This is a genomic window from Okeania sp. SIO2B9 (genome assembly GCF_010672505.1).
In the GTDB taxonomy this organism is placed as follows: Bacteria; Cyanobacteriota; Cyanobacteriia; order Cyanobacteriales; family Microcoleaceae; genus Okeania; species Okeania hirsuta.
Window position 1 is genome coordinate 1 of the sequence record NZ_JAAHGK010000037.1, and the last position, 14490, is coordinate 14490.

The following is a 14490-nucleotide window of genomic DNA, read 5'->3' on the forward strand; positions in this document are numbered from 1 at the left end:
CAATGCCCAATTTTTTGAGTTAAAAAGACGGGGGAAATATTGAGTTTAATAGTTGCGGGGGAACGTAGTGGGGTTGGTAAAACAACTATTAAACTCAATATTTCCCCCGTCTTTTTAACTCAAAAAATTGGGCATTGCTGAATTAAGGTATGAAAGTAGGTTTATAGGGAACACTTAACTGGGAACAGGGAAAAGTTAATATTAACAAGTAGTTCAAACCATCCAAAATAAAAAATCCCAAATACAAAATTATCAAATCATACCCAGAATCAGCAACGCCAAAAATTGAAATCAGGAAACACCTTCCTCTTCATAAATTTCATGCTCTCGGTGAATAAAAACTTCTGCCAACGCCTGATAAGCTTCTGTCCAAGCAGATATAACTTCTGGCGTAGCTGCCTCTCCCAAAACATCCTGCATAGCTTGCAACATACATTCTCCCACCACTGGATATTGTTCCGGTAGTACATGAGTTTGCACATGGCGGTGAGCAATTTTTTCAACCATTGATTTTAGACCAGCCAAATTATCAATATGAGCAGCATAACTATAAACTGCAGTAGCTAACTTTGCAGGTTGAGATCCATCAGCTTGAGCAGACATATTAAACTGGGATTTGATTTCAGGATGATTTTCAAACATTATTTCATACATCCGAGTAGTAATTTGTTTTCCCTGTTTTTTCAGCACTGGTGCGGTAGATTTGACAATATTAATTGTTTGTTGACTGACCATATATATTGTTAATAATTTGATACCAAAATAATTTTACCTTTCGATAATTTGTTATCGAATTAAATCAACTTTTTCTTTATACATATAAAGTCAAAAAAAATAAGCAGGTAGGCGCGAATAAACGTCACTATGTAACGAAATGTTTATGCACCTCATATCCTTGAGATTGCTTCCTTCCATTCTGCTCCAATCGCAATGACGTAGTTGTAAATTTTCCCACCTACCTACTTATGGTGTTGCTGATTTGAGGTATGAAATTAAACTTTAGGTAAATTTTAAGCCAAAACAAGGCATTGCTTAGGGGTGGGATGAATATAAGTGGGGTGGGTATCCTGCCTGCCCAAAAATATCAGGAACGGGCAAATATCAGGAACGGGCAAGATGCCAATTCCACTTCCACAGTGCAAATTATATAAGACTTACGCACCTGCAACGTATTTTAGTCATTGCCATCGACAGGGTTTGCGTAGCAGTCCGGAACGGAAAGCAATCTCAAATCCTAGTTTTTCCTATCTCATAGGTAAGTCCTATATTTCTCCCTGTTGCCTGTTGCCAGATGAGTTGTTGCCTCTTTTCTGGAGATGTCTATCATAACCAAAACTAAATTTCACAGACATATTCGCTCCGTTGCTGAATCAACTTTGCTACTAAACCAGTCCAACCAGTCTGATGACTCGCCCCTAAACCCGCACCATTATCGCCGTGAAAATATTCATAAAACAAAATTAAATTTTGCCAGTGGGGGTCATTTTGGAATATTTCTGTGTCACCATAAACTGGAGATTTTCCATTTTCATCCTTGAGGAAAATTTTAATTAGTCTCGCTTCAATTTCTAATGATACTTCCCATAAATTCATCATCCGACCTGAACCTGTCGGACATTCCACTCGAAAATCTTCACCTAAATAATTATGAAATCTTTGCAGAGATTCTATCATTAAATAATTAATTGGAAACCAGATTGGACCCCGCCAATTAGAATTTCCTCCAAACATTTGACTGGTAGATTCGGCAGGTTCATAATCAACTCTATATTCTTCTCCATTCGCATTAAAAATATAGGGATTTTCGGCATGGAAATGAGATAAGGAACGAATACCATAATCGCTGAAAAATTCATTTTCATCTAACATTTTTTCGAGGATTATTCGTAGGCGTTCGGGACTAACAATTGCTAATAAACGTTCTGAGTCAATACCGCAAGCTTCCATACAAGCAATATTGGCGCTAAGGTCTATCCTATTTGCCATAAACCATTTTACCCGTTTCTGGAATTTAGGTAATTGTTGTAAAGTTTCTGAGTCAATAATTGCCACAGCAAATAATGGAATTAATCCTACTATTGAACGGATTTTTATATGTATATCTTCTTTATCTGGTTGGTGGAGAACATCATAATAAAAATTATCAGTTTCATCCCAGAGTTGAGTCCCATCTGAACCTAAATGATTCATGGCATCAACTATGTAGAGAAAATGCTCGAAAAATTTAGAAGCAATATCTTCGTATACTTCATTTTCTTTGGCAAGTTCCAGAGCAATAGTTAACATATCTAGACAGTACATTGCCATCCAACTTGTACCGTCTGATTGTTCAATATGACCTCCGGTTGGTAACTCTGAACTCCGGTCAAATACTCCAATATTATCTAAGCCTAAAAAGCCTCCTTCAAACACATTATTCCCCTCAACATCTTTCTGATTTACCCACCAAGTAAAATTAAGTAAAAGTTTTTGAAATACTCTTTCGAGAAACTTGCGATCGCTACGACCATAAAGTTCTTTTTCTATTTGATAAACTCGCCAAGTTGCCCAAGCATGAACGGGAGGATTTACATCACTAAAATTCCATTCATAAGCTGGTAATTGACCGTTGGGATGCATAAACCATTCTCTGGTTATTAGGTCTAATTGACGTTTAGCAAAATCAGGGTCAACTATTGCTAAAGGTACGGCATGAAATGCTAAATCCCAAACAGCATACCAAGGATATTCCCACTTATCAGGCATGGAAATTATATCGTCATTAAATAGATGAACCCACCCATAATTTCTAATATGTTTACGGTTTTCTGATACTGGCGGTTGGGTAGGGTCGCCTTTTAGCCATTCTTCGACAATATAATGATAATATTGTTTTGTCCAAAGTAGTCCGGCAAAGGCTTGACGCTGAATATTACGCCATTCATCCTTCATTTTACAAGGGGAAAGACGCTGATAAAATTCATTTGCTTCTTGAATTCTGGTTTGAAAAGTTTCTTCAAATTCTGTGTCTAAAGGCTGTTTAATTTCTGGGGAGTTAGCAAGTCTCAATTTAACAATTTTAGTTTCACCTGGTTCTAGTTCTAGACGATAATGTGGAGAAAATTTAGTTCCATACATCTCTGGATTAATGGCATTTTTTTGACCGTTAACTAGATAATTATTGATGCCGTCTTTGGTATAAAGAGAATCATTTTTTTCTCCAAATAAAGTTTGTTTATTAGTTTCATTTTCTGTGAAAAATAGTTCCATTGTCTGAGGAAAATAAAACCACCTTTTTCCTAAAGTTGGATGCTCTGCTTCAATCAAACCAGGATTAACTTTTTTGAGGAGAGGTTTTTGGGATTTATTATCCCAAGACCAAGTATTTCTAAACCAGAGAGTGGGTAATAAGTGTAACGTCTTAGTTTCTGAACCTCGATTATTGACTGTAATTTTAATTAAGATATCTTCTGTTGTTGCTTTAGCATATTCGACTAAAACATCAAAATAACGATTTTCTGCAAATATTCCTGTGTCGAGTAGTTCGTATTCTGAAGATTTGCGGTCGCGCTGTTGATTTTCTGCTACTAAGTCAGCATAAGGATAAGCACTTTGAGGATATTTATAAAGTGCCTTCATGTAACTATGACTGGGGGTATTATCTAAGTAAAAATAATATTCTTTAACATCTTCCCCATGATTTCCTTGACTTCCCGTTAAACCAAAAAGTCGTTCCTTGATAATAGGATCTTCTCCATTCCAGAGAGCGATCGCAAAGCACAGTCGTTGATGATTATCTGAAATACCACAAATACCGTCTTCTCCCCATCGATAAGCACGAGAAAGAGATTGTTCGTGAGAAAAATAATCCCAAGCAGAACCATCTTCACTATAGTCTTCTCGTACTGTTCCCCATTGTCTCTCACTCAAGTATGGCCCCCAACGTCTCCAGTATGCTTCATGGTTGAGGTCTGCTTCTAATCTTTGTTCTTCTTGAGTAAATAGGTTATTGTTTTGAGTATTCATCATCATTAATATTTCGGAACAGTTGAAAATATCAATTTATTATAATTTTCCTCAACTATCTGTAACACAATAACTATTTCTAAATCAGGGAATAGGGAACAGGGAACAGTGGTAAAAGCTTTTTCACGATCAACTCGATGAGCATTATCTTTTTCTTTACGGGTTTAATACCCCCCCATCTATACGATGTTTACAATTAGTTGGGTTATAAAACATGAACAGGACTTACGCACAGACATTAAATCTAATGAGGGCGAACGCCATTCGCCCCTACATATGGCGTTTTCAAGGTAAATTTGCTAATTCCTGATGAAGTGACTTATCGAGGACTATCCCCATCCATTTTTTCCTTCTCTCCTAGATAACTAAACACCTTCTTCCTTCTTCCTTCTCTCCTAGATAACTAAACACCTTCTTCCTTCTTCCTTCTTTTATCTATTGAGATTATTTTTTTCTTCCAGTTCTTTCACTTCTTTTTCTAGGAAAAAGTTGAGAAAAGTCCTAATTCCAGCAACTGCTGCTAACTTTCCAAGATCGCTCCAACTTGGAGAGATGGCAGTTCCTACTATATCAGCAGCTAACAGAAATTCTAAAGCTAGAACTAGGGAAATACCTAAGTCGAGTCTAATTCTTCCCTCTTGTGCAAAAAGCTGATTATTTTTCCGTCTGTGCCACATTTGTGCTAGTGCTTTTAGCACTGCAAAGGCAATAATAAAAACTGCAACTGCCTCAATAAAAATCTTCAGAATAAGGACAAACTCATCTAAAAAAATCTCAGCTAATTCTATTATATTTGTAGCTAGATAAAAATATATCATTGAAAATAGATTGAGTAGATTCATTTTCCAGTATAGCGATCGCGTATTTTTCTAGATAGCAAATTAACAAATTATATCAAATTCGGTTAAACAGTTATAGAATGGTTAAGTCTTTAGGAGTCAGGAGTCAGGAGTCAGAAGAATCACAAAGATGAGCGTAGTTATGACGATTGAATATTTTTTTATGTCCAATTCCCTCGGATTTGATCTTAAAACCCGGTGTTGGTGATTTGAGGTATGATATCAAATCCGGTTAAATACCCTCACAATCAATAGACATCTCCAGAAAAGAGGCAACAGCTCATCTGGCAACAGGCAACCCACCCCTCGCCCCTCCCCCTCCTGGGAGGGGAATAATTGATAATTTATGGATAATAATTGATTTTATTTTTGATTTTTACCAGATGTCTAATAGCTTAAAACCCTGATTATTACCTTATTGGATCTATATGCAATTAGGCGGATTTAATATGATATCATGTCCGGATAATTACTGATAGAACTCCGTTCCGCGCTCCGCGTTAACGTTTGCGGTAGCATTCCGTAAGGAAAGTTGTGCGCCAGCAAACAAAAAACTTTCTGCTTCTACTCCTCTTTCTTCTTCTTTCTTCCCTACTGACTCCTGACTCCTGACTCCTGACTCCTAAGTCATTAAGATTAATATCACTCACGCGCTTCAGCAACCTCTAAAACCCAATATCATCCAGAGCAACCTGAGCTGCTTCATATAATTCTTCATCAGACACATATCGCCAGTCTGTATCTCCAATTTCCTGATAAAAAGTCTGGTCATAAGCACGAGTTTGAATAACCACTGGCATCGGTACCGCATGACCTAATACCAAAGCTTGTTGTTTAGAATCCAACTTTGCTAAAACAGACCGTAAACTATGACCGCCAGAAACTCCTGTAAAAATAGAATCTATATCCTTATCATCATTTAATAGAGCTGTAATTCTTGTACCAATTTGAGACATAACTTCTGCATCTATCCCGGAAGGCCGCTGGTCTACTACCAATAAAGTTACAAAATATTTCCGCATTTCTCTAGCTATTGTTCCAAAAATAGTTGAACGTACTATTGCGGGGTCGAGAAAACGGTGAGCTTCCTCAATAGTTATAACTAATGGTTGAGGGCGATCGCTCGGATTTTTAGAACTCAAAAATTTATCAGCTTTCCGCACATAACTATTATGAATTCTGCGAGTAATCATATTAGCAGCTAACATATAAGAAAGCATATTTGATTGGGAACCAAATTCAATAATAACGTGTTTACCAGCATCCAAAGATTCTAAAATTTCTTCAATATAATTATTAGTATTTTTTGTCTGCATATATTTCAGATTATCCAGTCGCAATAACTTTCTTTGTAAAGACATTATTGAACCTTTGTGACCCCTTTTCTCATCACAAAATGTTTGGATATCTTCATTAGTCATTTCTAGCAATTGAGAAATCCAAGACTTACCAAATTCACTTCTGAGAATATTTGCACTATCAATACTTGCCTCAGATAAATTTAATTCCCGTTGCACCAACCCAATATCTTCTACCTCAATTTGGTTATAACTTAAATACAATTCTCGTGCATCTCGCACCCCTCTACGTTTAGTCGCTTCTGGGTCGAGAGTCCAAAGTTCCACTCGTTCTGGAAACAATTGTTTTAAACCTTTTACCGTATTAACTTGTTTTCCTTCCGCCATTGCTTCCCAACCATATTCAGAGTGCATATCAAAGATTAAATTTACAGCAGCTCCTTTACGAATAATCCCAGATAAAAGTAAACGAGTCAGAAAAGACTTACCTGTTCCTGACTTGCCAAAAATGCCATTACTCCGTTCTACAAATCTATCTAAATCTAAACAAACAGGTACATCCATATCAATAGGTTTACCCACAGCAAAATTGCGCCGACTCTGGTCATCTTCTCTACCAAAAACCAGACTAAAATCTCTCTCACTTGCGTCAAATACTTGGGAAAAATGACTAGGAATAGTTTTCACTGGCATTAATTTAATTTCAGCACTGGTTTGAGCTTCAAAAGATGCTAGATTTTCTATAGATTGAGATTTTTTGTTATTGCTATTATCGTTATTAGCATTGAAATATACTGGGGATTTTTCTGAAGAAATAATTAACATCAACATTGGTGCAAGTTCGATCGTGCCGTAAGTACTACCTCCAGCTAAAACAGATTGCAAAAAATCATCTGTAGGTAAAGGAGGATTAATCATTATTCGTTCGCTGGATGTTCCTAATAAAACATCAGTTAACATACAAAAAAAGTGGGCGCGTACTCCTTTTACGACCAAAAATTTACCAACCCGCATATCTTCTACTAATATGTCTGGATGTAGTCGTACTTCTAGTCCTTGACTGAGAGAACCTTGAATTACTGAACCTAATGGTTGTTCAAAATCCATATAAATTACTTAATTACTTGAGAATGCTATATCAAGTTATACCATTTTTATTAGCTATTGAGAGGAATTATATCAAGTCTGGTAGCATCGGTATTGTAAGGGTAAGGAAGAAGGAATAAAGAAGAAGGCTTTAGTTATCTAGAACAGAAGACTTAAAAGTTAGAAAAACTTAAATTTTCTGTAGATATTCACGCTAACTTTTACACAAAAGCAATTCTTATCTATCAATTTTCAATTATTTATCCCTGTTCCCTGTTTCCTGTTATTTATTTTCTGGAGATGTCTATTTGATAAATGACTCAGCATTGATGGTAGGTATTCCTGCACATAACTTTTCCGGCGTTATTGATTTGAGGTATGATATCATTCAGGATAAGAGGGCGAGCAAAAAACTTTCTCCTTCTACTCGGGGTTTCTGATTCTTTCTTCCCTCCTGACTCCTAACTTCCCCTCCTGGGAGGGACGTGGGGGTGGGTTGACTCCTAAGTAATTAGGATTAATATCATACACGTGCTTCAGCAACGCCACTTTTCCAAGTATTTTCACAAGGCAGTTCATTAGACATATGGTAAAAATCAAAAATCAAATCAATTATCACACATAAATTATCAATTCTTTCTCCCTACTGCCTACTTCCTACTGCCTATTCCCTCATTTGGTGGAGATGTCTATTTTTCAACAAAGCCATAATTAATTATTAGACATCTGGTGAAAAAGATATAAACTTTTTGCAAGAGTAGGGAACAGGGAACAGCGGTGCGACCCCCCGTTGGCGACACACGCATCTGGTAGCGCACTCCTGTGAGGGAACAGGGAACAGGGAATAGATTTTCACACCTAAGATACGAAAAATGATTTTGTAAGTTACTGTTACAACTCTAGCTTATTTTAAATAAAAAGCAAGTTTATTTTCTGGAGATATCGGCGTTGCTGATTTTAGCTATGATTTGTATTTTTTGGCGATTGCTAAACTATATTAATGACAAATATTTGAGATTCTTCAGTTTTTATTTTCATACCTTGATTCAGCAACGCCGAGATATCTATTAATTGTTGACCCTTCCATGATAAAATTCAAATTACTGACTCCTAATTTTTTAACTACCAAAACTTCATGTCTGACAAAACTTATGAATTAATTCTGCGAAACAGTCGCTTATTGCAACCAACTCAACAAACAGAAATAGTAGATATCGCCATTGATGACAGTAAAATTGTTGCTATTTCTAAGGATATTCCAGCTTTTGCCTACCAAGAACTCGATCTTCAGGGAAAATTAGTCAGTCCACCATTTGTAGAATCTCACATTCATCTAGATTCTGCTCTCACTGCCGGAGAACCACGCTGGAATCAAAGTGGTACATTATTTGAGGGTATAGAAATTTGGGGTGATCGTAAGCAAGAGTTGACACTAGAAGATGTGAAAAAACGTGCTATTGACACTCTTAAACTCCAAGCTAGACAAGGAGTATTATTTGTTAGAGCCCACATCGATGTTAGTGAACCAAAACTAACAGCATTACAAGCACTTTTAGAAGTAAAATAAATTGTCAAAGATTGGATGAATTTACAAATAGTTGCTTTTCCCCAAGATGGTATTTATAGTAAAGATGAAAACCTCTCACTTTTAGAAAAAGCTTTACAATTAGGAGTGGATGGTGTGGGTGGAATTCCTCATTATGAATTTACGAGGGAAGATGGGGTAAAATCTGTGCATAAAATCTTTGAATTGGCAGAAAAATATGACTGTTTTATCGATATTCATTGTGATGAAATAGATGACGACCAATCACGTTTTTTAGAAGTAGTTGCTGCTGATGCTATTAGAACAGGTTTAACTTCACAAGTGACTGCTAGTCATACTACTGCTTTTGGCTCTTATAATAATGCTTATGCTTTTAAATTAATGAGTTTATTAGAGAGGTCTAAAATTAATTTTATTGCTAATCCTTTAATTAATATTACTCTTCAAGGTCGTACTGATACTTATCCTAAAAGACGGGGTGTTACGCGAGTAAAAGAATTATGGCAACGAGGAATAAATGTTAGTTTTGGCCATGATTGTATACAAGATCCTTGGTATACTTTGGGTACTGGTAATATGTTGGATGTGGCTTATATGGGCGTACATATATGTCAAATGACTGGAATCAAAGAAATTGATGCTTGTTATCAAATGGTTACTTGGAATGGTGCGAAAACTTTAGGAGTAGAAGATGGGTATGGAATTAAAGTAGGAAATCCAGGCAATTTGATAGTTTTAGATGTGGATAGTTGTTTTAATGCAGTTAGGAAACGTGCTACTGTAAAATATGTATTTTGTCAGGCTAAATTATTGGCAGAGACTATTCCGAAAACAATTAAATTTACTTCTTTTACTTAAGGGAAATATTTTTGATTATACTGTAGTTATTGTGTAATGAAAAAAATCAAGAAATAGACTAGAAATTTTGTGGTAAAACTACTTAAAAAAATTGGATAATTGATGATAAATCATACATCTTTTATGATGAGAATTTCATGATTAACTCTCAAACCCTTTGTTTGTAAATTATTTAGCCTTTTTTAGAAAAAAAATGCAATTTTTTTTTCACTCCAAAAAGCTGAAAATACTCAAAATTTTAGCAAACCTAGATAGACAAAGATCAGACCATTATTCCTGCCCTCTTCTTCCCGATTTATGAGATATAAAACCTGACTTATAACCTCGACAAAAATACTTTTTCAGCAAACCCTAATTACTAATTTAATTATGAAAAATATCGAAAAATATGTGGAATGTACGGCAGAATTAATCAATTTACCATTACAGCCAGAACACCTTCCCGGTGTAGTAGAAAATCTAGAAAAAATTGCAGCGATCGCTCAATTAGTCATAGACTTTCCCCTACCACCAGAAATAGAGCAAGCACCAAAATTTGACCCAGAAAAATTAGGGAATTGATATGGCTACAAAAACTAGTGGTGGTGGATTGTAATGGTCGTGCATTGTAATTATTTTTGTTACCAGACACAGCAGTAGGAGCATCTTGCTCCCGTACTCGCGGGCAGGATGCCCGCACTAGACATTGTTGATCTGCGTATACCATTACTATGCAGAACTACCCAAAAACTTTTTTACTTTTTTACCTATTAAACCAAAATGACTATCAAATTTAATGAAATAGATGCAATAGCGATCGCCACAGCTATCAAAACAGGGGAAAGCACAGCTCAAACCATAGTAACTAAATGCTTACAACAAATTAACCAGCACAACCAAACCCTCAACTGCTTCACTGCTATTACTGCAGAAACCGCACTTAACACTGCCAAACAAATAGACACAGAAATTGCTCAAGGCAAAAATCCTGGTATCCTAGCAGGCGTGCCCTTTGCAGTCAAAAATCTCTACGACATCGCAGGTATAATAACTCTCGCTGGAGCCAAAATAAACACCAAAAACCCACCCGCAACAGTAGACGCAACCGCCGTAGCTAAACTTAAACAAGCAGGCGCTATCCTCATCGGTGCCCTCAACATGGATGAATACGCTTATGGCTTCGTCACCGAAAACAGTCACTATGGCGCAACACCAAACCCTCACGACCTCACCCGCATCTCCGGCGGTTCCTCCGGTGGATCTGCTGCTGCCGTTGCTGCTAGTTTAGTACCCATAACTCTCGGTTCCGATACCAACGGTTCTATCCGCGTACCCGCCTCCTTATGCGGTGTATTCGGATTTAAACCCACTTATGGACGCTTGTCACGAGCAGGGGTTTTTCTGTTTGCTAGTAGTTTAGACCATGTCGGACCATTTGCTCGTTCTGTAAGAGACATCGCAACAGTTCATGATGTTTTACAGGGGTCAGATATTAGAGACCCAGTTTGTACCCATCGTACTCCGGAAGCTTGTTTGCCTCAACTCAATCACAATATTGAAAGTTTACGCATTGCAGTTGCTGACGATCACTTTGCCACAGGTGGGGAGCCAGAAGTTTTCGCAGCAGTGGAACAGGTGGCGACTGCATTGGGAGTAACTCGAAGGGTGACGATACCGGAAGCACACCGAGCTAGAGCTGCTGCTTATATTATTACTGCTACGGAGGGAGCTAATTTACATTTGGATAACTTACGCACTCGCCCCCAAGATTTCGACCCGGCAACTCGTGATCGCTTTTTAGCTGGCGCTTTAATTCCCGCAGACTGGTATATTCAAGCTCAACGTTTCCGCCGTTGGTATCAAGGTTGTGTTGGAGAAATATTTAAGGAAGTAGATATTATTCTGGCTCCCACTACACCTTGTGTTGCGCCACTATTGGGGCAGGAAAAAATGACTATTGCTGGGGAGGAAGTGTTGGTGCGTCCAAATTTGGGTTTGTATACGCAACCTTTGTCTTTTATCGGTTTGCCAGTTTTGTCAGTACCCATCCGTCGTACTAATGGTTTACCTTTGGGGGTACAAATTATTGCTGCACCTTATAATGAAGCATTGATTTTACGGGTGGCAGCATTTTTGGAAATGGAACAGTTAGTAGGACTAATATCAAATCCTCCTAATTGCACATAGATCTAATAACTTCATAATCAGGATTTTAAGCTATTAGACATCTCCTATCATAAAAAATCAAATCAATTATCACACTAGATATATCAATTATTTCCCCTCCTGGGAGGGGGAGGGGCGAGGGGTGGGTTCCCTACTGCCTACAGCAAAGCTGCCTACTGCCTCATTTGGAGGAGATGTCTATTGATTGTGAGGTTATTTAACCGGATTTGATATAAATTCATAGTTTTGGGAACTAGGAAACACAAATTCATCTTAAAGTGTATCTCATTATCCTGAAAAGCAGTGCATTTGTTTGTAGTTGTGCTTGAGCACCGCCAAAATGTCAGGTAGCACTAAAGAGCAACTACGAGCTGCTATTAAGTAGTCGTCAAAATAAATTTCTTAGTTGAGAGAGGCAACAGGCAATAGGCAATAGTAGGATGTGTAATTAATTTTGCTTATGCACTTATCACCGTTATCGTTGATAGCATTTATTTCACAGGAGAAGAAACCTTTGGTGGAACTGAGTTTGCGTTAGACATTGAAAATAACACCCTTTGGAGGTATTGGTAACGACAGAGTATTGGGACAAAACAATGATGATGTGTTGATAGGTCGTCGCGATAACGATTTCTGATCAGGAGGTGCAGGTAAGGATACTCTTGAAGGTGGTATTAGTCGCGATCGCCTTAATGGTAATGCAGGAAATGACCAACTCACAGGTGGTGGTAGTATAGACAGCTTTATCTTTAATACTAAAATACTAATAATGCGTTTGCATCAGAAGATTTGAGTGTAGATACAATTACAGACTTCCAGTCTAACAAAGATATAATTCTACTTGACAAAGATACTTTTACAGAAATAACTACTGCTACGGGAGGAAATCTTGGTGGTGAGTTTGCTACTGTAACAAGTAACCCTGAGACAAGTAGTGGTATTATTGTCTATGATTCTACTACAGGTGGTTTATTCTACAATGCTAATGGTAATGCAGCAGGTTTCGGAGATTGCGCTCAATTTGCTACTCTCCTTGGTAGTCCGGATTTGACGACAGATAATTTCGTTCTCAGATAGTATGTCTACGTAGTTTTTAGCAATAGTGGAACTATTGGGAGATAGAGAAGACAAGGGAGACATAGTTATCAAAAAACTTTTTGCTTCTTCTGGGAGGCAACTCGCTATTCTCTATCTTTTTCCTGTTTTTGGTTTCCTGTAAATCTGGTTAAAACCACGATTTTCACGTTGTTAGTTTACGAAGTATGGCGCTAGGCAAAACAACCACATTGCTAGTACTGTAACGTAGTACGTATAAAGCAGCAATCCACGCTTACGGTGCTAATTGCCACTACCTTCTCCGGTCAAAAGATTATTGAGGCTACTTTTTAAGTTCTTGGTTAATTATAACACATTTTTTTGACACCGAAATTTTACTATGATTTATAAGTTATACCAAATCCGATGACTATAGACCACAATATATTATTGAGAAAACCTTGATATATATGAATTGTAGTTAACTTATTTGTGGTCTAGCTAAACTGGATTTGGTATTATTAAGTAGTTGACTACTCCAGGAACTAAAGTCACGGAAATTCTTAGAATAAATATTGATTATTTGACTAAAAACATTGATGTTTTTGCCTCTTATTTAAAAAAAAATTAGGCTATTTTTGAACTAAAAAAATGTTTAAATATCACTCATTAAACTTAAAATCTTAGCTTAAAGGTAGAAAGCAAAAGTTATATCATGTCCGGTAGCATCGGTATTGTATAGCAAGGGTAGGGAACACCGGAGCTGGGAACAGGGAACAGGCAAGAATACTTAAGAGCAAGAAAAAAACTTAAATTTCCTGTAGATATTCACCTTTGGGTTTACACGAACGCGCCCCAGCGGACATGATATTATTTATTCCATTAAAAAGTAAAAAGTTATATAATATCAATACCCAGAATAATTATCGAATTAACATTATAATATTTTTATTACTGTAAACTAAGGCCGCCTAATTTAAAGCCAAAATATTGAATCTCAAAGAGTATAAATCCCTTGAGAAATAAAACCAGTATCATAGGTCACTTTATTTGAGTTTTTACGGCCTACACTTTCATCCTTTATCAACAATTAATGGGAGGGTTGAGAAGAGGTTATGCTAGTCAAACGTTGACAAATTTTACTGAAACTTTAGAAGCGTTTGTTACAGGAATTTCTTACAACTTTTTTTGTTTGCTGCAAGAGCATCAAGATGTTTTTGCAGAGCATAAAGCGAATCTGGGATTTGTTTGAGGATAGACTCAGGTATAATCTGCTTGTGATCAGAGATTGAAGTGATTTTATTTTACTTTTTTCCAAAAGTCCAGGTATCATTGATAGTCAATCAGTAAAAACCACAGAGATTGTTTGTAGTGGGTTAAGAAAGTGGACATTGGTGGCGGAGGATGTATAGCTTGTCAACTGCTACCATTTTTTTCTTTTAATTCTACTCATATCATAATCTACACTATTTGTCGCCATTGTTTAGATAATTGATATAAATCTGTGAGTTTAAACCATACTTAGTATAATTAATATTTACCCACCTGAATATTTTAAGTGTAAGTCCCACTAGATTAATGCTCAAAAAAGAATTAAGAAGCTCGCTGTTAAAAAAACGTCAGTCTATGTCGGAGACAGAATGGAGGGAAAAGAGCGATCGCCTTTGCCACCACTTAC

General features: G+C 36.9%; 12 protein-coding genes. 7 read left to right on the forward strand and 5 right to left on the reverse strand.

The features are described 5' to 3' along the window. Positions 1 to 291: 291 nt before the first annotated feature. From F6K13_RS02895 to F6K13_RS02915, 5 genes are all read right to left on the reverse strand, one after another. On the reverse strand, positions 292 to 735 hold the full coding sequence (locus F6K13_RS02895; RefSeq protein ID WP_124147345.1) for a globin domain-containing protein: 444 nt from the start codon (positions 733 to 735) through the stop codon (positions 292 to 294). Between the two features lie 600 nt (positions 736 to 1335). Further along, complete coding sequence (locus F6K13_RS02900) at positions 1336 to 4011, reverse strand: glucosidase (protein WP_124147344.1); 2676 nt, start codon at positions 4009 to 4011, stop codon at positions 1336 to 1338. A 425-nt stretch (positions 4012 to 4436) separates the two neighbouring features. Beyond that, positions 4437 to 4823, reverse strand: coding sequence for a DUF1622 domain-containing protein (locus F6K13_RS02905; protein WP_124147343.1), 387 nt, complete (start codon positions 4821 to 4823; stop codon positions 4437 to 4439). A 686-nt stretch (positions 4824 to 5509) separates the two neighbouring features. Then, positions 5510 to 7249, reverse strand: coding sequence for an ATP-binding protein (locus F6K13_RS02910; protein ID WP_124147342.1), 1740 nt, complete (start codon positions 7247 to 7249; stop codon positions 5510 to 5512). 402 nt (positions 7250 to 7651) lie between these two features. Next, positions 7652 to 7795, reverse strand: a complete 144-nt coding sequence (locus F6K13_RS02915) for a hypothetical protein (RefSeq protein WP_161564721.1) — start codon at positions 7793 to 7795, stop codon at positions 7652 to 7654. Between the two features lie 568 nt (positions 7796 to 8363). Here F6K13_RS02915 and F6K13_RS34885 point away from each other — a divergent pair. The 7 genes from F6K13_RS34885 to F6K13_RS02950 all read left to right on the forward strand — a co-directional run bounded on the left by F6K13_RS34885 (position 8364) and on the right by F6K13_RS02950 (position 14064). Then, positions 8364 to 8795 carry an amidohydrolase family protein gene (locus tag F6K13_RS34885; protein ID WP_338043262.1) on the forward strand — a complete coding sequence of 144 codons (432 nt, stop codon included), beginning with the start codon at positions 8364 to 8366 and terminating at the stop codon, positions 8793 to 8795. Positions 8796 to 8810: 15 nt separating this feature from the next. After that, positions 8811 to 9632 carry an amidohydrolase family protein gene (locus tag F6K13_RS34890; RefSeq protein WP_338043261.1) on the forward strand — a complete coding sequence of 274 codons (822 nt, stop codon included), beginning with the start codon at positions 8811 to 8813 and terminating at the stop codon, positions 9630 to 9632. 369 nt (positions 9633 to 10001) lie between these two features. Then, a complete protein-coding gene (locus tag F6K13_RS02925) occupies positions 10002 to 10193 on the forward strand; it encodes a DUF4089 domain-containing protein (RefSeq protein ID WP_124147341.1) in 192 nt (63 codons plus the stop codon). A 198-nt stretch (positions 10194 to 10391) separates the two neighbouring features. Next, positions 10392 to 11798: an AtzE family amidohydrolase gene (locus tag F6K13_RS02930; protein WP_124147340.1), complete on the forward strand. Its 1407-nt coding sequence runs from the start codon at positions 10392 to 10394 to the stop codon at positions 11796 to 11798. A 652-nt stretch (positions 11799 to 12450) separates the two neighbouring features. Then, positions 12451 to 12570: a hypothetical protein gene (locus tag F6K13_RS02940; protein WP_161564723.1), complete on the forward strand. Its 120-nt coding sequence runs from the start codon at positions 12451 to 12453 to the stop codon at positions 12568 to 12570. After that, positions 12567 to 12854 (forward strand): hypothetical protein, encoded by a 288-nt coding sequence (locus F6K13_RS02945; RefSeq protein WP_124147339.1) that lies wholly within the window; start codon positions 12567 to 12569, stop codon positions 12852 to 12854. Before F6K13_RS02940 ends, F6K13_RS02945 begins: the two co-directional genes overlap by 4 nt. 1051 nt (positions 12855 to 13905) lie before the next feature. Further along, on the forward strand, positions 13906 to 14064 hold the full coding sequence (locus F6K13_RS02950; RefSeq protein WP_161564979.1) for a hypothetical protein: 159 nt from the start codon (positions 13906 to 13908) through the stop codon (positions 14062 to 14064). Positions 14065 to 14490: the final 426 nt, after the last annotated feature.